Raw genomic sequence first — 22,446 nt, forward strand, 5'->3', positions numbered from 1 at the left:
TACAAATTATTAAGCTTTATTTGATGAACCAAATTCACGCATTTTACCAATTACAGTTTGTTTAATTGCTTCTGTACCTGGTCCTAAGTATTTACGAGGATCATAAACTTCTGTTTTCTCATTTAATACTTGGCGAACAGCTTTTGCTTGCGCCATTTGGTTTTCAGTATTTACATTAATTTTAGCTGTACCTAATGAAATAGCTTTTTGAATATCTTTTGTTGGAATTCCAGTACCACCGTGAAGTACTAATGGAACATGTGTAAGGTTCAGAATTTCTTCCATCTCTTTAAATCCTAAGTTTGGTTCACCTTGGTATGGACCATGAACAGAACCAAGCGCAGGTGCAAGACAGTCAATTCCTGCTTCTTTAACGATACGTAGACATTCATTCGGGTCTGCGTAGTTAATTCCACCGATTACGCCGTCTTCTTCTCCACCAACAGTACCAACTTCTGCCTCAACAGATACACCGTGGAAATGAGCTAATTCGACAACCTTCTGTGTTGTGGCAATGTTCTCATCAATTGGTGAGTGGGAAGCATCAATCATAACAGAAGTAAATCCTGCATGAATTGCTTGGGCACATTTTTCAAAGCTTGAACCATGGTCTAAGTGGATTGCTACTGGAACTGTAGTACCGTACTCTTCCATTAAGGATTTTACCATAGCTACAACTACTTTGAAGCCACCCATATATTTTCCAGCACCTTCAGAAACCCCTAAAATAACAGGAGATTTTTCTTCTTCAGCTGCTTGCAAAATCGCTTGTATGTACTCCAAATTATTTATATTGAACTGTCCTACTGCATAGCCATTGTCTTTTGCGTTGTTTAACATGTCTTTCATGGATACTAATGGCATTCGATTTTCCTCCTTCATGATAGATGAAATCCATCATTTTGTTAACTTCAGTATAAGAATACCAAAGTCAAACCCATGCGTGCAAGGTAATCGAGTCAAAGTCGTCTTTTAAAAAAATTCCAACTAATCTGCCAGTAATTGTTTTACAAACTCTCTTACCTCAAGTACATCAAATGGCTTGGACAATACTTTTTTTACACTTGTTAATTCATATGTACTATCTTTAAAGTTTTCTGTTAAACCACTCATGATTATCGTAGGTATTGCTTTATTTTCTTTTTCTAATTGTTTTATTACTTCTATGCCATCCATTACTGGAAGCTTATAATCTATCATCATTAAATCAATAGTATGCTTGTTTATTATTTCTAATGCTTCTTTTCCATTTTGAGCTGTATGGACTTTAAATCCTTCACTCCCCATTAATTCTTCTAGTAAAAGCCGGATTCCAATTTCGTCATCAACTACTAATATTTCTCTCTTCATTCGACAACATCCCCCTTTTTAATTAATTATTCGATATAAAGCACGAAATTCCCTTCTTTTTAGCGAACGATTATATTGGAAATTTTCGGCATAACGAAATAACTAATCATGGTATTATGCAATTTTTAAAGACATTAACTAATACCCCATTGTCCTTATGGATAAACACTAAATTGAATATATCAAAAAAAATGCGAATTGTATCACTTACGGATACAATTCGCGACTATTGTACTACTATTATTAACATCTCATGTTTACTTCTGGTTATTTTGTTCTACTGCTGCCCCAATAAAACCTTTAAATAGGCTTTGTGGTCTTGTTGGACGTGATTTAAATTCTGGATGGAATTGGCATGCTACAAACCATGGATGATTCTCGATTTCAATCGTTTCTACTAAGCGACCATCTGGGCTAGTTCCCGAGAAAATAAATCCTTTTGCTTCCATTTCTGCGCGGTATTCGTTATTAAACTCATAACGATGACGGTGACGTTCTTCTACCATATCCGCACCATCATATGCAGCTTTTGTCTTTGTACCTTCTTTTAATTTACATGGGTACAGACCAAGTCTAAGTGTTCCTCCTAGGTCTTCTACATCTTTTTGTTCTGGTAGTAAATCAATAATTGGATGTGTTGTAGTTGGATTAATTTCTGCTGAGTGTGCATCTTTATATCCAAGTACATTACGAGCAAATTCAACCGTTGCTAACTGCATTCCTAAACAGATTCCGAAGAAAGGAATGTTATTTTCACGGGCATAACGAATAGCTTCAATTTTCCCTTCGATTCCACGGTCTCCGAAGCCACCAGGTACGATTACCCCATCAACTTGAGACAACTTTTCACGGATAGTTGCAGCATCCATTTTTTCTGAATTAATCCAGCGAACATTAATATCCGCATCGAAAGCGAATCCCGCATGTTTTAAGGATTCTACTACAGAAATATAAGCATCTTGTAGTTCAACATATTTCCCAACTAAGCCAATAGTAACTGTCTTCGATAAATGAGTAACACGATCTACTAGTTCTTTCCATTCCGTCATTTCTGCTTGTGGTACTTCTAGTTCAAAATGATCACAAATGATTTGATCTAAATGCTGGTCTTGTAATAATAGTGGAATTTCATATAAGTTTGCAGCATCTCTCATTTCAATGACTGCTTCTTCACGAATATCACAGAATAAAGCAATCTTATCTTTCATGTCTTGGCTGATTTCATGCTCAGTTCGTAATACTACTGCATCTGGTTGAATACCTAAAGAGCGTAATTCTTTTACACTATGTTGTGTTGGTTTTGTTTTTAGTTCTCCGGCTGCTTTAATAAATGGAACTAACGTACAATGAACGTACATAACATTTTTCTTACCAACATCACTTTTCACTTGGCGAATTGCTTCAAGGAATGGAAGGGATTCGATGTCCCCTACTGTTCCACCAATTTCTGTGATTACCACATCTGCATGTGTTGCTTCACTTGCTCGGAAAACTTGATCCTTAATTTCATTGGTTATATGTGGGATAACTTGCACTGTTCCACCTAAGTAGTCACCGCGACGTTCTTTACGTATTACGTTGGAGTAAACTTTTCCCGTTGTAATGTTGCTGTATTTATTTAAGTTTTCATCAATAAATCTTTCGTAATGGCCTAAGTCTAGGTCTGTTTCCGCACCATCATCTGTTACAAACACTTCTCCGTGTTGGTACGGACTCATGGTTCCTGGGTCTACGTTTATATATGGATCAAATTTTTGAATGGTAACTTTTAATCCTCGGTTTTTTAGTAATCTTCCTATTGATGCTGCTGTTATGCCTTTTCCTAGTGATGACACGACACCACCTGTGACGAAAATGTATTTTGCCACAATTATCCCTCTTTCTGTGTGTATGATTAAAAAATTTAGAATAAGTACGACCACTGTTTGGTTTTAGTTTGTGCTTAATTTTGTTTTGGAATCGTAGAATTTTAAAACTTCGCAGTGGTTTATTAAGTTTATTATTACTCTTCGGCCATATCCGCGGCCCGAATACACTCCGCTTTCCATGGGCGGCTGGTGAGCCTCCTCGCTCTTTCAGAGCTGCGGGGTCTCACCTATGCCTATCCTCCCATAGGACAAGGAATGCTTCGGAGCGACACATCGCACGCAGAAAAAGTGAACTTCTTTTTCAAGGAGTCTCCGTGTATTCGGGCCGCTCAGTGCAAAAGGGAAATAATAATACCTTACTCAACAAAAAAACTTAAATAAAATTAACAAATGATTTGATATCTAAATCAAATCATTTTCCTAAATAGAAAAGATGTGTTTTTTCTTCTTTTCTGTTTCTACGGTATTGATTCCCGTTATGTGCTTGTATAAAACACAAAAAGCGCCTCCCTTTTTAAGGGAAACGCTTTGGTTAAATATTTTTAAAGAGCCCAATACATATTGTACAAACCTGTTATGAAAAAGTCAAGTTGTGTTTTATTTTTCGTCGTCGTCTAGATCTTCTTCGTCAATCTCGTTAAGGTCTTCTAGTTCATCTTCAACATCGTCGTCGTCATCTTCGTCGAAGTCATCGAAGTCGTCATCTTCCAGTTCAAAATCTTCATCGTCTTCTTCGTCAATGTCGTCGAAGTCATCGTCGTCTAAATCATCATCTTCATCATCAAGGTCAAGTTCTAAATCATCATCGTCAAGATCTAGATCATCATCTTCATTTTTCTTCTTAGATTTTTTCTTTTTCTTCTTCGGTTCGTTGTGGATATCTTCATCCATTTGTTCAAATGGATACCAACGTTTTAAGCCCCACATGTTTGCACCAAGGGTAATGAATCTTCCATCTACGTTTAAGTCTGTGTAGAATTGTGCTAGCATGTCTGCCTTTTGTTGTTCAGTAAAACCTTTTAGTTCTGCAACTTTATTGAAAATATCTCTAAAGTCCATTGCTTTAGTTTCTGCATATAATACTTCTTTTGCCAATTCTAGCATTGACATTCTTTCGATTTCCTCGCGGCTAAGATTATCCAAGCTCACAATACCGCACTCCCTTTTGATTAATCTAGAGTTTATTAAACATCGAAAAGTTTTTATACTTTCCTAACTACTTAAAAAGTGAATCCCACTAAAGTAAGATAACTCTTGATGGTAACCTTAAGTATGTTTTTCAAAGCTATGATACATTATAAACAAAATATGTAGTAATTATCAAATTTATTTCCTTTGTTTATCGGATATCTTAAAAAGATATCGTTTTCGACATTTTATTTGGTAAAAACATAATGCCCGCGGACCGATATACTTCGCTTTCCGCGGGCGGCTACTATTATTTTCAATGCTAAAATAACCCATTGTTATTAAATAGCCTAACATAACATTGACATGAATCACATATTCCTTCTATACTGTCCACCGACTTCGTATAGGGCTGTTGTGATTTGGCCTAGGCTGGCTACTTTAACGGTTTCCATTAGTTCTTCAAAGATATTTCCACCGGATGCCGCTACTTGTTTTAGGCGTTTTAGAGCTGGTTCTACTTGGTCTTGGTGTTTTTCTTGGAACGCTTTAAGTTCTTGAATTTGATGTTCTTTTTCTTCAATTGTTGCTCGAGCTAACTCCATAGAATCAATTTCTTCTTCTGAAGGTGGATTAGGATTTAAGTATGTGTTTACCCCGATTATTGGTAGCTCACCAGAGTGTTTCTTCCCTTCATAATATAGCGATTCTTCTTGGATTTTGCCGCGTTGATATTGTCTTTCCATTGCACCTAACACGCCACCACGATCATTCATACGTTCAAATTCCTGTAAAACTGCTTCCTCTACAAGATCTGTAAGTTCATCCACAATAAAGGACCCTTGTAAGGAATTCTCATTTTTTGTTAATCCAAATTCCCGATTGATAATCATTTGAATTGCCATGGCACGGCGTACAGATTCTTCTGTTGGCGTTGTAATTGCCTCATCATATGCATTGGTATGAAGCGAGTTCGTGTTATCCTGAATCGCAATTAATGCTTGTAATGTTGTGCGAATATCATTAAAGTCAATTTCCTGCGCATGTAATGAACGGCCAGATGTTTGGATATGATACTTCAATTTTTGGCTACGTTCATTTGCTCCATATTTATCACGCATCGTAATTGCCCAAATACGACGTGCGACCCGACCAATTACGGTGTATTCTGGGTCCAGTCCGTTCGAGAAGAAGAATGATAAATTCGGTGCAAATTTATTAATATCCATTCCACGACTCAAATAATACTCTACATACGTAAAGCCGTTTGCAAGGGTAAATGCAAGCTGTGTAATTGGGTTTGCCCCTGCCTCTGCAATATGATAGCCAGAAATGGAAACAGAGTAATAGTTTCTTACACTTTTATTAATAAAGTATTCTTGAATATCTCCCATCATTCGTAGTGCAAACTCCGTGGAGAAGATACATGTGTTTTGTCCTTGGTCTTCTTTCAAAATATCAGCCTGAACGGTTCCACGAACAACCGCTAGTGTATCCGCTTTAATTTTTTCGTACTCCTCATTAGAAGGCTTACGACTATTTTCTTGTTCAAACTTTTCAACTTGCTGATCAATTGCCGTGTTAAAGTACATGGCTAAAATTATCGGTGCTGGACCGTTAATTGTCATGGATACGGAGGTTAATGGATTGATTAAATCAAAGCCATTATATAGCTTTTTCATATCGTCTAGCGTACAGACGTTAACCCCACTCTCCCCAACTTTTCCATAGATATCCGGACGGTATGCTGGATCCTCGCCATATAATGTAACGGAGTCAAAGGCAGTTGATAAACGTTTCGCATCATCATTTTTCGAAAGGTAATGGAAACGACGATTCGTTCTTTCTGGCGTTCCTTCTCCCGCGAATTGACGAGTTGGATCTTCTCCTTTACGCTTGAACGGGAATACTCCAGCGGTAAAAGGAAATGCTCCTGGAACATTTTCTTTTAGTTGCCAAAGAAGTCTTTCTCCCCAGTCCATATACTTCGGAAAAGCCACCTTAGGAATCTTCAAGCCTGCTAAGGATTCTGTTGTTAAATCCATTTTAATTTCCCTGTCACGGACCTTAAACGTCATGGTGTCTCCGGTATAGCTCTCTTTCAATGTATCCCATGACTCTAATAATTTTTTCGCATTCGGATGAAGGGTTGCTTCATAGGTTGTGTAAGACGATTTTAATGTATTTTTTACCGATTCATCTTCTACTAGTTCCAGTGCACCATTTAGCTGATACATCTTTCTAGCAACTCCACTTTGTTCTAAAGCTGTCTTGTGATAGTTGCGAACATGGCTAGCTATCTCACGTAAATAGTGGCGTCGTTCATTTGTGATGATTAGGTTTTGCTTTTCAGAAATAGTGAAACGGTCAAAGTCTATTTGCTCTTCCCAACCATATTTATCATTTAACTTATCAATAATTGCTGCAAATAAAGCATTTGTACCTGTGTCATTGAATTGACTTGCAATTGTTCCAAATACAGGGAATGTTTTCTTATCGTGATGGAAAAGCATATGACTTCTCTCATATTGCTTTCGTACTTGATTCAAGGCATCCTCTGAGCCCTTTTGTTCAAATTTATTTATCACGATAAAATCAGCATAATCAATCATGTCAATTTTTTCGAGCTGTGTTGGCGCACCGAATTCTGATGTCATCACATACATAGAAAGGTCTGTGATGTCCGTAATTGCGGCATCTCCTTGCCCAATCCCACTTGTTTCAACCACTATAAAATCATAGCCAGATGCACGAACAACTTGGATAACATCCTCGATTGCCTTAGATAATTCGCTTCTTGAATCCCTTGTAGCGAGTGAACGCATATAAACACGATTTGTAAAAATAGCATTCATACGGATTCTATCTCCAAGAAGTGCCCCACCCGTTTTCCGCTTCGTTGGATCAATCGAAATTATGGCCACTTTTTTATCCTCTATTTCATTCAAGAAACGGCGAATTAACTCATCGGTTAATGAGCTCTTTCCTGCCCCACCTGTACCAGTAATACCTAGAACAGGTATCCTTGGATTCACTATTTTCCCAATAGCTTCTAATACTTTCTGTTTCTCTGAATCCGCAACTTTTTCATTTTCCACATACGTAATCATTCTCGCCATCGCTTGGCGGTCACCAGTTTGCAATTTCTCCAGTTGTTTTTCCAAATCAAATGGTGGTAGAAAGTCGCATTGCTCTAATTTGAAGTTAATCATCCCTTGCAAGCCAAGTTCCCGGCCATCGTCAGGAGAGAAAATGCGGGAAACACCATACTGGTGCAGTTCCTTTATTTCACGTGGGATAATTACACCACCACCCCCACCAAATACTTTGATATGTTCTGCATCTAATTCTTTTAATAAATCAATCATGTATTTAAAATATTCCACATGCCCACCTTGATACGAAGATATGGCGATTCCTTGTGCGTCTTCCTGAATTGCTGCATGGACCACCTCTTCAACGGAACGGTTATGGCCCAAATGAATGACCTCAGCTCCACTTGCTTGTAGAATTCGGCGCATGATGTTAATAGATGCATCATGGCCGTCGAAAAGGCTTGATGCAGTAACAAAGCGTACTGGATGCTTTGTTTTATATGGTGTTGTTTGTTGTACCATTTGTCAAAACCTCCAATTTAATTAAGCTGTTTCTTAATCTTTGTTGTCATACTGTAGTCCGCAGCTCGTATACACTCCGCGCATCCTAAGGCGGCTGTTGAGCCTCCTCGCTCGTTCCGAGCTGCGGGGTCTCACCTATGCCTATCCTCCCATAGGACAAGGAAGGCTTCGAAAGCGATACCTCGCACTCAGAAAAAGCGGTCTTCTTTTTCAAGGAGTCTCCGTGTATACGGGCTGCTCCGAGGATAAAACTAAATCTACTTTCCTTTTACAAATCAACAACTTTTAAAAACTGCCATTTAATTTAAATCGTTAATTCCCATTGCTGAGAAGGCGAATTGTAGTTGTTTTTCGATGTATTGTTCTAGGGTGATGTCTTTTTGTAGCATCCATCTGCGGAAGCCCCACATGTGACCTTGGATCATGATGTTGTTGGCGATTAGGGTGATGTCTTGTTTTGGTAATGCATTTGGTAGGGATGCTGTGATTGCTTTTTCGAGCATGGTTGCCATTTCCTTTTCTTTTTGGAGAATGGCGCTTCTTGTTTCTTTACTTAGTGATTTGACTTCTTGGTATAAAATTAAAATCTCTTCCTGCATTTCATCCATTAAGCGGAAAAAGGACGTAATGACATTTCCTAAGTTCTCTGTAGAGGGTTGGTTTAGTTCAACTACGGCCTCTAGACGTTTTTTCACTTCTCCATGGATGGAATCACAGACAAGATATAACACATCTTCCTTCGTACGGATATATTCATAAAGGGTCCCAATACTAAATCCAGATTCCTTAGCAATTTCTCTTGTGGTGGTGCGATGAAATCCTTTTTCTTTAAATAACGTTAAGGCACCTTTAATCATTTGGTCGCGCCTTTTTTTAATTAACTCCTCATCTTTAACAGAAGATAGAACCTTATTCCCCGACACTCGTCCATCTCCCTTCTTTTTTCCATTTCTCATACCAGTCACTGGCTTGTTTATACGGGTCACCGTTTCTTTGTTCATCATTAGAATTCGGATGCGCTTGAATAAACTGATGGACATCACGCCAGATTTCTTCACGGATTAATTCAAGTACTTCTAACTCACTTTGCTGGTCTCGACGCTTTTTCCCTTCGGATGTGCTATATAAGTAATGGTGATGCACTTTGATTTTTTCCCACAGCTCATCGATTCCTTTGTTTTCCGTTGTGATGGTCCGAACGATTGCTGTTTCATGTTGATCGGTTTTGGTAATGTGAACAAGTTCCCTAAGCATAGCTCTAAGCTTCCCTACACCATGTAGGTCCGCTTTATTAATGACATACAAATCAGCAATTTCCATGATTCCAGCTTTAAAAATTTGGAGCACATCTCCACTGTTAGGTGTTAGTACAACCGCTGTTGTGTCAACGATTTTCATAATATCGAGTTCCGATTGACCAACCCCGACCGTTTCCACAATAATGACGTCAAAACCAAATGCATCACAAATTCGAACGGCATCTTTAGTTGCTCGTGCAAGACCGCCAAGACTGCCTCTAGTTGCCATACTGCGTATATAAACACCGTCATCGGTAAAATGCTCATTCATTCGAACACGGTCACCAAGGAGTGCCCCTCCACTAAATGGACTGGTAGGGTCAACAGCAATGACTGCAACCGTCTTCCCCTCTGCCCGAATATGAGAAATCAGCCGGTTTACAAGCGAGCTTTTCCCGGCACCAGGAGAACCAGTTAGCCCGATAATCATGCCATTCTTTTTGATAGAATAAGCATCTTGCATGATTTGTAATTTATCTTCATGGTCATTTTCTACAAGCGTAATTGCTCTTGCTAAGGCACGAATATCCTTATTAGCAATCCGCTCCACTAACTGGTGCATCCTAATGACTCCCCTTCTATCAGTTTTAGGCAAGAGGACTCCCATCCTCAAGGAATACGAAGGGCTTTTGCCCAATGAGTAGGTCGGAGGTGAATCGCCCTTTTGTATTTACGAACATTTGTTTGTGTTGTGAAATATACTTACAAGGTGTCCCTTGACAACTGAACATCAGAGGTTGTGGCAAGAATCGTTGCTATGTCACGTAAAATGTTCAAGCCACCCGTCAGCAGAGGCACACAATCATGTGAAACCCAATAAGCTGAAAAAAGTATTCCCAAAGGCAAGACCAATGGGATAGCGGGGTTGGGTGTTTTTAGCACTCCACTGTGTCAACTCCACTAACGTTAAGCATTCAGCAATGTTTGATACGTTAGAAACCCCCACTTCAAATTTTCGTTAGCAAATTAAGTGGCGGGAGTATTCATTTCGTAACCATTCTACCGATCACAAGACGTTGAACTTCTTGTGTGCCCTCATAAATTTGTGTAATTTTTGCATCACGCATATAGCGCTCTACTGGGTAATCTTTTGTATAACCATATCCACCGAAAACTTGAACCGCTTCAACAGTAGACCTCATGGCAACATCGCCTGCGAATAGTTTCGACATGGCAGATGCTTTTCCATATGGTAGCCCTTCTGATTCTAACCAAGCTGCTTGATAGGTTAATAGACGAGCTGCTTCTACTTCTGTCGCTATATCTGCTAGTTTGAAAGAAATCCCTTGATTATGGGCGATTGGCTTTCCAAACTGCTCGCGCTCTTTTGCGTAGCCAGTTGCTGCATCTAATGCTCCTTGTGCAATACCAACTGCTTGAGCAGCAATCCCATTACGTCCGCCATCTAAAGTCGTCATAGCAATCGTAAAGCCTTGCCCTTCCGCACCTAGTAGATTTTCTTTTGGTACACGGCAATTTTCAAAGATTAGCTCAGTTGTAGGTGAGGAACGAATTCCTAACTTCTTCTCTTTTTTACCAAATGTAAATCCTTCCGTTCCTTTTTCTACAATAAATGCACTGATTCCTTTATGACGTGCATCTACATCGGTTTTAGCAAATACGACGTAAATATCTCCTACGCCACCATTGGTTATCCATACTTTACTTCCATTAAGCACATAATGGTCACCATCTAATTTTGCCGTTGTTCTCATCGAAGCAACGTCACTTCCAGCGCCCGGCTCAGACAACGCATAAGCACCTAAAGCTTCTCCAGTCGCTAGACGTGTTAGGAAGTTTTTCTTTTGTTCTTCATTACCGTATTTATAAATCGGCCAGCTTGCTAATGATAGGTGAGCTGAAAGTGTTACCCCTGTAGAAGCACAAACACGAGACAACTCTTCTACAGCAATCACATAGCTTACGTAATCAGCACCGATACCACCATACTCTTCTGGCCAAGGGATCCCTGTTAATCCTAATTCAGCCATTTTATCGAAAATTTCGCGGTCAAAACGTTCTTCCTCATCACGTTCCGCAGCTGTTGGCTCTACTTCTTTTCTAGCAAAATCCTGTACCATTTTCCGTAGCATTTCTTGTTCTTCAGTTAGTTGAAAGTTCATCCCATTAGCCTCCTAATTCCTCAGTAAATGATTAGCAATTACCATGTGTTGTATTTCATTTGTTCCTTCGTAAATTTGCGTTATTTTCGCATCACGGAATAGTCGTTCCACTGGATATTCCTCGGTATAGCCATATCCACCATAAATTTGTACCGCTTCAATCGCCACTTTCATTGCCGTGTTCGAAGCATACATTTTTGCCATGGATGCTTCTTTAGCACAAGGAATATTCTGCTCAATTAGCGATGCAGCTTGATAGACTAATAGTTTGGCAGCTTCGACCTCTGTTGCCATATCTGCTAGTTTGAAAGATATCCCCTGGTTGTGAGTAATTGGCTTACCAAACTGCTCCCGCTCACGCGCATAATTGGTCGCATGCTCCAGCGCCGCTTCTGCAATGCCAAGTGCTTGAGCTGCAATTCCAACCCTGCCTTTGTTTAAGTTTGCCATCGCAATCCTAAAGCCATCCCCTTCATTCCCTAGAAGTTGTTCTTTCGAAATACGACATCCTTCAAACGTTAATTGGACTGTACTTGAGCCATGTAAGCCCATTTTCTTTTCTTGCTTTCCAATACTAAATCCTTCTGTACCCTTTTCTATGATAAAGGCAGAGATTCCATTCGGTTCTGGAGAGGTTTTGGCAAATACGATGTATAAATCGGATGCCCCTCCATTGGTAATAAACACTTTTGAACCATTCAATACATAGTAGTCACCATCTTGCTTGGCAGTTGTTTTAAGGTTTTTTGCATCAGAGCCTGCCTGTGGTTCGGTTAATGCAAATGCACCAAGATATTCCCCTGTAGCAAGCTTCGATACGTATTTTTGTTTTTGCGCTTCTGTTCCAAAAAAGAGTATCGGGTTCGTACCTACAGATGTATGAACAGATAAAATAACCCCAAGTGTTGCGCTGACTTTAGACAGCTCATGAATAGCGATAATATAAGATGTATAGTCCATCCCTGCACCTTGGTATTCTTCAGGGATAGGAATTCCCATTACCCCAAGTTCGCCCATTTTACGAATAAGTTCGATTGGAAATCTTTCTTCCCTTTCCATCCTGTCTATCTCTGGGAAAACTTCTTTTTGTGCAAAGTCTTGAACCATTTTTCGCATCATTTGTTGTTCATCTGTGAAATGAAAATGCATGGTTTCGCCCCCCTTTCTAAAGGTGAAAAATATGTAGTACTAATCGTACTGATAAAATCCGCGACCTGATTTCTTACCTAACCAGCCAGCCTTCACATATTTTCTTAAAAGTGGGCATGGACGGTATTTACTGTCTCCAAATCCTTCATGTAACACTTCCATAATATAAAGACATGTATCTAGACCAATAAAATCGGCTAATTGTAACGGCCCCATTGGGTGATTCATCCCAAGCTTCATAACCGTATCAATATCTTCTACCGATGCCACTCCCTCATATAACGTGTAGATAGCTTCATTGATCATCGGCATTAGTATACGATTCGATACAAAGCCTGGAAAATCATTCACTTCAACTGGAGTTTTACTTAGTTTATGTGTCATATCCTCAATAGCTTGATATGTCTCATCACTTGTTTGTAACCCGCGGATGATTTCTACTAATTTCATAACTGGCACTGGATTCATAAAATGCATTCCGATTACTTGATCCGGCCTATTGGTAGCGCTTGCAATTTCCGTAATAGGAAGTGACGATGTATTGGATGCAAGAATCGTATGTGCCGGTGCAATTTCATCCAACTGCTTAAATACACTAGTTTTAACATCCATATTTTCAATTACTGCCTCAACAACTAAATCACAGTTCTTTGCATCTTGTAGGCTAGTTGAAGGAGTTAATCTATTTAATGTATCTGTTTTTTCTGTATCCGTGATACGTCCTTTGTCCACTGCACGGGTTAATAATTTTTCAATATTTTTCATACCTTTTTCTAAAGCTGCTTCGTTCATATCATTTAAATAAACATGGAATCCGGATTGCGCAAAGACTTGAGCAATACCCGCTCCCATTTGTCCTGCGCCAATTACCATTATTGTTTTCATATGGTGCACCTCCATTAGGATTAGTGGGATGAGGTGTGTATTGAGAGTGGGTAGGATTGCAAATGGACCGAGTGCTGGCATGAGATCTCTCGTGCGGGGCCTGCGACAGTTAACTTGAAACTTGCGGCCTTACCTGCCGAACTTGCGACCTTACCCGCGAAACTTGCGGCCACCACCACTAATTATGCGCCCAATCACACAAAGCAGCTCTCCATTCCCCTACATCTAGCAAACTCTCAAACTGTACCTCATCCTATATTCAATTCGTTCTATTACTCTCCAGCAACCTCGATCAAAATTGCATCACCTTGCCCACCGCCACTACAGATTGCAGCGATACCTAATCCTCCGCCTCGACGTTTTAATTCGTGGATTAGTGTTAAGATAATACGAGATCCACTTGCTCCGATTGGATGTCCAAGTGCTACTGCTCCACCATTTACATTGACCTTTTCAGGATCTAGACTAGCAATGACTCCACTTGCTAGTGATACTGCTGCAAATGCTTCGTTGATTTCGTATAAATCTATATCATCTTTGGTATAACCTGTTTTTTCAAGTAATGCATTAATAACGATTCCTGGTGTTTGAGGGAAGTTTTTCGCTTCGACTGCAACTTCTGCATGACCTAAAATAGTTGCTAATGGCTTTTTGCCAAGGCTTTCTGCTTTTTCTTCAGACATTAACACAAATGCAGCTGCACCATCATTAATCCCAGGTGCGTTACCAGCTGTAATTGTTCCATCTTTATCAAATGCTGGTCGTAGTTTTCCTAATACATCTAAACTAGTATCTTTTCTTGGTGCTTCATCTTTTTCTACTAAAATAGGATCCCCTTTACGCTGAGGAATCTCTACAGCAACAATTTCGTCATCAAATAAACCATCATCTATTGCTTTCACGGCACGCATATGACTACGGTATGCCCACTCGTCTTGAGCTTCACGTGTTAAATTGAACTCCTCTGCTGTTGAATTACCATATGTTCCCATGTGTACATTGGTAAACGAACAGGTCAATCCATCGTGTACCATCATATCAACAACACGCTTATCGCCCATACGGTTACCCCAGCGTGCATCAGGTAGGATATATGGTGCGTTACTCATACTTTCCATTCCACCAGCAACAACAACCTCTTCTTCACCAAGGCGAATTAACATATCTGCTAATGTGACGCTTCGTAATCCAGAAGCACAAACTTTATTGATTGTTTCTGTTTTCACTTCCCATGGAAGGCCTGCTTCACGTGATGCTTGACGAGAAGGGAGCTGTCCTTGACCACCTTGTAAAACATTTCCCATAATTACTTCGCCAACCTCTGCACCATCTACCCCTGCTCTTTCTAAAGCAGCTTTAATTGCTTTCCCACCTAATTGGGACGCAGTCAATGACATTAAGGCACCGCCAAATTTTCCAAATGGAGTTCTAGCTCCAGCTACAATGACAGATTTTTTCATCTTAAAAATTCCTCCTAATCTTATTTTTTCTATGTTGTCATTCATTATGTCTCAACGATTGAACGCTCGCTCAGTTTCTATTCTGAAAATAAGAGAGGTAATCAAATATAAATTACCCCTCTTTTAATACTTTACGCTGTTTTCACTTCTTCTTCCACTAAAACAGATAATGCTAGAATTTCTGCAACATCCATTGTGCTAATGTCTTCTTCAACCTCTTTTGCTTTCGTACCATCGCTTAACATCGTTAGGCAGTATGGACATGCACTTGAAATCATGGTCGGCTGAACTGCTAGTGCTTGTTCTGTTCTCGCTACGTTAATGCGGCTTCCTGTTGTTTCTTCAGTCCACATTAAGCCACCGCCAGCACCACAGCACATCGCATTTTCACGACTACGATCCATTTCCACAAGTTCAAGTCCAGGAATGGAACGTAAAATTTCACGTGGTGGATCATATACGCCATTATATCTTCCTAAGTAACAGGAATCATGGTAGGTTAATCGTTCATTAATTGCTTTTGCTGGTTTTAATTTACCCCCCATAACTAAATCATAAAGCATTTGGGTATGATGGTAAACCTCAGCCTCGTAACCAAAGTCAGGATATTCATTCTTAAAGATATTGTATGCGTGTGGGTCAATGGTTACAATCTTCTTCACTTCATTTTTCTCAAATTCTTTTATGTTTTTCTCAGCAATTTCCTGGAATAGAAATTCATTTCCAATACGTCTCGCTGTATCACCAGAGTTCATTTCTTTGTTTCCTAAGATGGCAAAGCTAATTCCTGCCTGGTTCATTAATTTAGCAAAGGCAATGGCAATCTTTTGACTACGTGCATCAAATGAACCCATGGAGCTTACCCAGAATAAGTACTCGAAGTCCTTACCTTCTTTTTTCAATTCTTTCACAGTTGGAATGTATGCTGTTTCATCTGTCTCACGCCATTTAATACGGTCTTTCTTTGATAATCCCCAAGGGTTACCTTGACGCTCGATATTCATTACCGCACGTTGAACATCCCCATCCATCTTTCCTTCTGTCATCACTAAGTAACGTCTTAAATCAATAATTTTATCCACATGTTCGTTCATAACCGGACATGCATCTTCACAGTTACGGCAAGTTGTGCATGCATTGATTTCTTCTTCTGTAATAACATCTCCAATTAAACTAATTGTTTCCATTGTTGCTGCTGCTTCACCTTTTGCTAGTTGGTTTCCTTGCGTATTTGAAAATGCATAAGAAGGAACCCAAGGTGATTTCCCAGTGACTGCTGCACCCTTTTCAGTTAAGTGATCTCGAATCTTTACCATTAAGTCCATTGGTGAAAGCATCTTTCCTGTACCTGCAGCTGGACAAACATCTGTACAACGACCACATTCCACACAAGCATAGAAGTCTATCATTTGTACTTGTTCAAAGTCCTCTACTTTTCCTACACCAAAGGATACTTCTTCTTCACTTTCTTCATCGATATCGAAATCTAGTTTTTCTAATTTACCAGGAACACGTTTACTTAAAAACACATTAATTGGTGCTGCGATTAAGTGTGCGTGTTTTGACTGTGGAACATATACTAAAAATGTAAATAACGTTAGGTTATGGATCCACCAGCTCACAAAGAAAATAACCATTGCTGTAGTTGGAGACAAGAATCCAAAGACCGTAGCGACAAGACTTGCAACCGGTTCAGTCCATGTGGCAGAATGCCCATGCCAGATTTGTGCCATACCGTTTCCAAGTAAAACAGAAAGCATTAACGTCCCAATAAATATCAACACTAATCCTGCTTTTAAGCCACGCTTTAAGCGGACTAGCTTTTCAATATAACGGCGGTAGAACGCCCAAATAACGGCTACTAAAATAGTTAACGTAACAATTTCCTGGAAGAATGTAAATCCAGGATATAGGAACCCAAATGGCAAATGATTACCAGGTGAAATCCCTTTGACGACAAAATCAATTGCACCAAATTGAACCAGAATAAATCCATAGAACATCATGACATGGATTATACCGGATTTTTTATCCTTTAATAACTTCGATTGCCCAAAGACAATTTTGATAATCCGGTTAACTCGCTCTTTGATTTCCCCATCAAACTCAGATTTTTTACCAAGTCTAATATACGCTACTCTTGTTGCTATTACTCTACCAAACAAGTAAAGCGCATAGAGTGTGACAGTGAAAAACAAAATTGTATTTATTAATAAGAACACATCCATTGGCTGCCCCTCCTACCTCGAAGTCCTTTTTCCTAGTGTATTATTTTTCTTGCAAAGAATTACTCTATGGAATAAAATGATAGCGATTCCATTTTTCCGAAAATAAAAAACAATGTATCTTCTACTACTATAAATTATGAATGACTATTCAGTCAACCTGTTTTTTATGAATATGCTTTTTTATTTTATTATATGAATGTTGTTTTATTTTAAGTTAAAAGTGGATTGAACATAATGGGGAATACATTGTATAATTATGGTAGAAACAGCATAAGATAGCCGTGAATACCTGCTTCGTATTCCCGGCCATGCATGGCATTGATGTTCAGGCGGGCTATCCCTCTGAACACAAACAAAACTTATGTGGACAAAAGGAACCTCACCCTAGTTGATTGTAGCCGATCAAAGGGTGGGGTTTACCTTTTGTCATTTTCTTTGATGAGCTTCCTAATGTACTCTAGAAGAGTTACTATAAAGTGAAACTTCATTCAGTGGGGGTTTGACTTGCTGTTTGATCCCTCACTAACTAGTCTTGTTTTCTATCAAATTCTTCTTGTTGAGGGTCTTACAGCCAGTTAACCTGCGAGAAAAGTGCCACCTGCGAATAGTACCAAGAATATTACTGCAGCATCGCTCATGACAAATCCTCTCCTTTCACCAATTTCAAAAAGCAAAATAAGTGTCCAAAGGGATCTTGGGTCCCCACCCTCACAACATTACCATTCTTTTTTAGACCACCATAATTATCCAGTTATTCCCACAAAAAAACCCAGGAAAATCCCCAGGTTTTCTACTTTAGTACAATTTTATAAAAAGATGCTTACATCTTCTCCGGAGCATTCACACCAATCAACTTCAACGAATTTGCAATCGTAGTACGTACAGCCTTCATCAACGCCATTCTTGCATTTGTTAATTCCAGATTATCTGTATCCAATACTTTCTCCGCATTATAGAAACTGTGTAATAACGATGCTAAATCAAAAACATACTGTGTAATCTTTTGTGGAGCATGTTTGTCAGCTGCATCCACAATTACTTGTGGGAACTCACCCATTTTCTTCAGTAAATCAAGCTCTTTTTCAGAGGTTAATAAAGATGAATCAAACGTTTGTTTAAACTCTATACCCTTTGCCTCTGCTTGGTTTAGCATGGTGCAAATACGTGCATGAGCATATTGCACATAATAAACTGGGTTGTCATTTGACTGTGAACGAGCAAGTTCTACATCAAAATCAAGCTGGGAGTCGTTCGAACGTGCTACAAAGAAATATCGAACTGCATCAATTCCAACCTCATCCATTAACTCTCGAAGTGAAACTGCATTACCAGTACGCTTACTCATACGAAGCTTTTCTCCACCATCAAATAGGTTTACCATCTGAATGATTTCCACATCTAGTTTTTTCGCTTCATAGCCTAGCGCCTGAATGGCAGCTTTCATTCTAGGAATGTAACCATGGTGGTCAGCACCCCAAACATTAATCAATTTATCAAAGCCACGGTTCAGCTTGTTTTGATGGTATGCAATATCAGGTGTTAAATAAGTAAATGCACCGTCATTTTTAACTAGCACACGATCTTTATCATCACCGAAGTCCGTTGAACGGAACCAAGTTGCCCCATCTTTTTCATAGACATAGCCTGCTGCTTCTAATTTGTTAAGAACATCTTTTATTTCATCATTCTTATAAAGACTTCTTTCCGAGAACCAATTATCAAAATGAACGCCAAAGTCATCTAGGTCTTTCTGAATTTTTCCTAGTGTGTGTTTTAAGCCATATTCTTTAAAGAAAGCCAAACGTTCTTCTTCAGACTTATTTGCCCATTCATCACCATGTTCAGCTGCCAACTCTTTCCCAATTTCCATAATATCTTGGCCACGGTAACCATCTTCCGGCATTTCTGCAACAATCCCTAATGCTTGTAAATAGCGAGCATTCACTGACAATGCAAGATTATCTATTTGATTCCCAGCATCATTAATGTAGTATTCACGCTCTACTTTATATCCAGCTGCATCTAACACACTGCATAATACATCACCAAATGCTGCACCACGTGCATGTCCAAGATGTAGATTTCCAGTTGGATTTACGGAAACAAACTCCACTTGGACTTTACTGCCCTTACCATATTCTGTTCTACCGTATGCATCCCCTGCTTCTAAAATAGTCGGGATTAAATCTGTTAAAAAGTCATTTTTCATGAAAAAGTTAATGAACCCTGGACCTGCAATATCGACTTTTTCCACGGATGCTTTTGATGTGTCTAGGTTAGCTACGATATCCTCGGCAATTTGTCTTGGTGCTTTCTTTGCAATACGTGCTAATTGCATTGCGATATTTGTTGCGAAATCACCATGTGACTTATCCTTTGGTTTTTCTAAAATTATATCTGGTAATTCTGCATCTGTAGCTAGTCCAGCTTTTAAAACTGCAGCACCGATTTGTTCTTTTAAATTAGTTTCTGTTTGTGCTAAGACGTTCATTTTTTATCCTCCTTCATTATTTTAAGCATAATCATATGGTTACGTTTATCTTGCCCGTTCAATTTCACGGTATAGTCAATTTTAAGAAACCCTTCATTTTGATCCTCAAATGCTTGATAATCTATTGATTTAGTAAAAGTTTCCATATGTATGTTGCCATGTGGATGTGTGTACACATTTTCCGTTATCTTCGCTTTTAGAAATTGCTGGTTCATGGAGACAACGCCTAACCGCTTTATATTTACCTTTTCAGGCTGGATGGTAATCAAGCTTTTTATCGTATACCCTTCCTCTGTCTTTTCCTCAAAGGTAATAACATCCATCTTATCTTTTCGATAATATTTTCCTAGCTGCTTACTTGTATTTGTTTCTGTTAAGCCATTATCCTCTATAACCGTATGTAAATGTATTCTTACTTGTTTATCCAAATAACTCGCCCCTACTACTTACTCGTATTTACCTATTATAGCGACAACTGAATACCCTTTTCAATATATATAATTCGAAGTTTATTTCCGCAAATATTCACCCATAATGATAATAAGTGACAGTTTACGACAAAATCAAATGGAGTCCTGACATATGAAGAAAACTTTCCTAAGAAAAAAGATAAACCGCGTTATGCTAAAAACTCTATTCGGTGTAGCATTAACAGCGGTTTCTGCCATTCTACTTATATATCTTGTTGCCCTATTACTTGGACCACCTAGCTTAATGAATGATCAAAATACGATTTATTATAGCATAGACAATAAGGTAATTGGTGAAGAACAAGGAGTAGAGAATCGATATTGGGTTGATTTAGAGCAAATGTCCCCCAATATTATTAATGCAACATTGATGATTGAGGACCAACGTTTTTTCCAACATAATGGCTTTGATATGAAAAGAATCATGGGTGCTATTCTGAAGGATATAAAAACGATGTCCTTAAAAGAAGGAGCCAGTACGCTTACACAGCAGTATGCCAGAAACCTCTATCTTTCTCACGAAAAAACTTGGACTAGAAAATTAAAGGAAGCTTTTTATGCCATTCGACTTGAGATGTATTACTCAAAAGAAGAAATTTTAGAAGGCTACTTAAATACCGTGTATTATGGCCACGGTGCTTATGGAATCGAAGCTGCGAGCAATCACTTTTTCAATAAATCATCTAATGAACTTACTATCGCAGAAGCTGCGATGCTCGCTGGAGTTCCGAAAGGGCCGACCTACTATTCACCTTTAAATGATATGGAACGAGCAACAAATCGCCAAAAACAAATCCTTGCACTAATGGTAGAAGAGAAATTTATTACTGATGACGATTATTTTTTAGCTAGTCGAGAAAACCTGGTATTTACAGATCCAAAAGAAAGAAAACAGCTTACTATCGGTCCACATTTCCAAGATACTGTTTTACGGGAGGCTGCAAAAAAATTAGAAATTGATCAAGAACTAGTTCGGTCAGGTGGCTATCAGATTTATACGACATTGGATATTGAAATGCAGAAGGAGTTAGAGGCAAGTGTCGCAAATACAATTGCAGACACAAGTGAGATGGAAGTTGGAGCTATTGCAATTGACCCAAAAAATGGTGCCATTCGTGCACTAGTCGGTGGACGTGATTACCAGTCCAGTCCATTTAATAGAGCCATCCAAGCAAAACGAATGCCAGGTTCAACCTTTAAACCATTTTTATACTATGCTGCCCTACAAAACGGCTTTACTGCGACAACTATGTTAATGAGCAAACCTACAATATTCGAAATAGAAGATGGAAATGTCTATCAACCAAGTAATTACAATGGGTATTATGCTAATGAGCCAATTACCTTAGCACAAGCTTTAGCTTTATCGGATAATATTTATGCAGTTAAAACAAATTTGTATTTAGGTGTGGATGCTTTGATTGATTCTGCCAAACGATTCGGGATTTCAAGCGACTTACCTGCAGTCCCTTCGCTTGCCCTTGGAACTGCTACTGTAACCGTGGAGGAGATGGTCTCAGGTTACGGGATGCTTGCTAATGGTGGTTATAAAATTGATGGACACACGATTGAAAAGATTGTAGATCGGGAAGGTAGAACTGTCTATGAGTTGGATGATAATAATAGGAAGCAATATTTAAATGCACAAAACACATTTATCTTAACCCAGCTCATGACTGGGACGTTTGATGAATCATTGAATGGCTATATGTCGGTTACAGGAATCTCATTAACTGATCAATTATCCCGAACCTATGCCGGAAAAACCGGTTCAACTGATTCCGATAATTGGATGATTGGCTATAGCCCTTCCCTTGTCGCAGGGGTTTGGACCGGATATGACGACAATCGAACCATTACAAAAATGCCAGAACGTTCTTATTCCAAGGACATTTGGGCAGATTTTATGGAAAGTGCACATAAGGGCCAACCTAATAAACACTTTGATGCACCAGATGACCTCGTAGCTGTTCCAATTGACCCAGAAACCGGATTACGAGCAACTCCACACTGTCCTGTAAGTACCGTCATGTTTTTTAAAAAAGGCACAGAGCCAGATTATCATTGTTCGGAGCACTTTTATGGCGAATTGGATAGCAAAGATGAAGGTAACAAGGAGAAGAAAGGGTTATTTCAGCGGTGGTTTGAGGTGTTTTTTGAGTGATAATTGTGCTGGGTCTGGTGGGGTGGGCGATGTTTTCGCGTCTCGGGGCGATGTTTTCGATTTCCGGCTGATGTTTCGAGTTTCCGGGCGATGTTTTCGTGTTTCGGGGCGATGTTTTCGCGTTTCGGGGCGATGTTTCGGATTTACGGCCGATATTCCGGATTTTCGGCTGATATTCCAGATTTACAGCCGATATTTCCAGTTTACGGCCGATG

The 22,446-nt window shown here is 39.2% G+C and carries 15 protein-coding genes; 1 reads left to right on the forward strand and 14 read right to left on the reverse strand.

The window, feature by feature from the left end; translation table 11 throughout:
- Window positions 1–9: 9 nt before the first annotated feature.
- From K332_RS0112410 to K332_RS0112475, 14 genes are all read right to left on the reverse strand, one after another.
- On the reverse strand, window positions 10–864 hold the full coding sequence (locus K332_RS0112410; protein ID WP_026907741.1) for a class II fructose-bisphosphate aldolase: 855 nt from the start codon (window positions 862–864) through the stop codon (window positions 10–12).
- 123 nt (window positions 865–987) lie between these two features.
- Complete coding sequence (locus tag K332_RS0112415) at window positions 988–1,350, reverse strand: response regulator (RefSeq protein ID WP_026907742.1); 363 nt, start codon at window positions 1,348–1,350, stop codon at window positions 988–990.
- Between the two features lie 257 nt (window positions 1,351–1,607).
- Window positions 1,608–3,218, reverse strand: coding sequence for a CTP synthase (locus K332_RS0112420; RefSeq protein ID WP_026907743.1), 1,611 nt, complete (start codon window positions 3,216–3,218; stop codon window positions 1,608–1,610).
- Window positions 3,219–3,815: 597 nt separating this feature from the next.
- On the reverse strand, window positions 3,816–4,367 hold the full coding sequence (gene rpoE / locus K332_RS0112425; protein ID WP_026907744.1) for a DNA-directed RNA polymerase subunit delta: 552 nt from the start codon (window positions 4,365–4,367) through the stop codon (window positions 3,816–3,818).
- Between the two features lie 350 nt (window positions 4,368–4,717).
- Complete coding sequence (gene icmF / locus K332_RS0112430; protein ID WP_026907745.1) at window positions 4,718–7,963, reverse strand: fused isobutyryl-CoA mutase/GTPase IcmF; 3,246 nt, start codon at window positions 7,961–7,963, stop codon at window positions 4,718–4,720.
- A 299-nt stretch (window positions 7,964–8,262) separates the two neighbouring features.
- The gene (locus tag K332_RS0112435) at window positions 8,263–8,886 is read right to left on the reverse strand and encodes a TetR/AcrR family transcriptional regulator (RefSeq protein WP_026907746.1); all 624 of its coding nucleotides are present in this window, start codon (window positions 8,884–8,886) and stop codon (window positions 8,263–8,265) included.
- The gene (gene meaB / locus K332_RS0112440) at window positions 8,873–9,823 is read right to left on the reverse strand and encodes a methylmalonyl Co-A mutase-associated GTPase MeaB (RefSeq protein ID WP_026907747.1); all 951 of its coding nucleotides are present in this window, start codon (window positions 9,821–9,823) and stop codon (window positions 8,873–8,875) included. Before meaB ends, K332_RS0112435 begins: the two co-directional genes overlap by 14 nt.
- Before the next feature lie 421 nt (window positions 9,824–10,244).
- A complete protein-coding gene (locus K332_RS0112445) occupies window positions 10,245–11,384 on the reverse strand; it encodes an acyl-CoA dehydrogenase (protein ID WP_026907748.1) in 1,140 nt (379 codons plus the stop codon).
- A 12-nt stretch (window positions 11,385–11,396) separates the two neighbouring features.
- The gene (locus K332_RS0112450; RefSeq protein WP_026907749.1) at window positions 11,397–12,533 is read right to left on the reverse strand and encodes an acyl-CoA dehydrogenase; all 1,137 of its coding nucleotides are present in this window, start codon (window positions 12,531–12,533) and stop codon (window positions 11,397–11,399) included.
- A 39-nt stretch (window positions 12,534–12,572) separates the two neighbouring features.
- Entirely contained in the window at window positions 12,573–13,418 is an 846-nt protein-coding gene (locus K332_RS0112455) for a 3-hydroxybutyryl-CoA dehydrogenase (RefSeq protein ID WP_026907750.1), read from the reverse strand.
- Between the two features lie 272 nt (window positions 13,419–13,690).
- On the reverse strand, window positions 13,691–14,878 hold the full coding sequence (locus tag K332_RS0112460) for an acetyl-CoA C-acetyltransferase (protein WP_026907751.1): 1,188 nt from the start codon (window positions 14,876–14,878) through the stop codon (window positions 13,691–13,693).
- A gap of 131 nt (window positions 14,879–15,009) precedes the next feature.
- Window positions 15,010–17,106 carry a (Fe-S)-binding protein gene (locus K332_RS0112465; RefSeq protein ID WP_026907752.1) on the reverse strand — a complete coding sequence of 699 codons (2,097 nt, stop codon included), beginning with the start codon at window positions 17,104–17,106 and terminating at the stop codon, window positions 15,010–15,012.
- A gap of 820 nt (window positions 17,107–17,926) precedes the next feature.
- A complete protein-coding gene (gene argS, locus K332_RS0112470; RefSeq protein ID WP_026907753.1) occupies window positions 17,927–19,597 on the reverse strand; it encodes an arginine--tRNA ligase in 1,671 nt (556 codons plus the stop codon).
- Window positions 19,594–20,025: a YwiB family protein gene (locus K332_RS0112475; protein ID WP_026907754.1), complete on the reverse strand. Its 432-nt coding sequence runs from the start codon at window positions 20,023–20,025 to the stop codon at window positions 19,594–19,596. The genes argS and K332_RS0112475 overlap by 4 nt, the downstream gene beginning before the upstream one ends.
- 154 nt (window positions 20,026–20,179) lie before the next feature.
- Between K332_RS0112475 and K332_RS0112480 the strand changes: the two genes are divergently transcribed.
- A complete protein-coding gene (locus K332_RS0112480; RefSeq protein ID WP_026907755.1) occupies window positions 20,180–22,231 on the forward strand; it encodes a transglycosylase domain-containing protein in 2,052 nt (683 codons plus the stop codon).
- Window positions 22,232–22,446 lie beyond the last annotated feature (215 nt).

It is taken from the genome of Paucisalibacillus globulus DSM 18846 (assembly GCF_000482485.1).
GTDB lineage: Bacteria > Bacillota > Bacilli > Bacillales > Amphibacillaceae > Ornithinibacillus > Ornithinibacillus globulus.

What these genes read in the sequence shown, in the direction of transcription:
- meaB (WP_026907747.1), bottom strand. Translation starts at nt 9,823, where the DNA reads ATGCACCAGTTAGTGGAGCGGATTGCTAATAAGGATATTCGTGCCTTA.
- K332_RS0112410 (WP_026907741.1), bottom strand. Translation starts at nt 864, where the DNA reads ATGCCATTAGTATCCATGAAAGACATGTTAAACAACGCAAAAGACAAT.
- K332_RS0112445 (WP_026907748.1), bottom strand. Translation starts at nt 11,384, where the DNA reads ATGAACTTTCAACTAACTGAAGAACAAGAAATGCTACGGAAAATGGTA.
- argS (WP_026907753.1), bottom strand. Translation starts at nt 19,597, where the DNA reads ATGAACGTCTTAGCACAAACAGAAACTAATTTAAAAGAACAAATCGGT.
- K332_RS0112480 (WP_026907755.1), top strand. Translation starts at nt 20,180, where the DNA reads ATGAAGAAAACTTTCCTAAGAAAAAAGATAAACCGCGTTATGCTAAAA.
- K332_RS0112465 (WP_026907752.1), bottom strand. Translation starts at nt 17,106, where the DNA reads ATGGATGTGTTCTTATTAATAAATACAATTTTGTTTTTCACTGTCACA.
- K332_RS0112455 (WP_026907750.1), bottom strand. Translation starts at nt 13,418, where the DNA reads ATGAAAACAATAATGGTAATTGGCGCAGGACAAATGGGAGCGGGTATT.
- K332_RS0112460 (WP_026907751.1), bottom strand. Translation starts at nt 14,878, where the DNA reads ATGAAAAAATCTGTCATTGTAGCTGGAGCTAGAACTCCATTTGGAAAA.
- K332_RS0112450 (WP_026907749.1), bottom strand. Translation starts at nt 12,533, where the DNA reads ATGCATTTTCATTTCACAGATGAACAACAAATGATGCGAAAAATGGTT.
- icmF (WP_026907745.1), bottom strand. Translation starts at nt 7,963, where the DNA reads ATGGTACAACAAACAACACCATATAAAACAAAGCATCCAGTACGCTTT.
- K332_RS0112415 (WP_026907742.1), bottom strand. Translation starts at nt 1,350, where the DNA reads ATGAAGAGAGAAATATTAGTAGTTGATGACGAAATTGGAATCCGGCTT.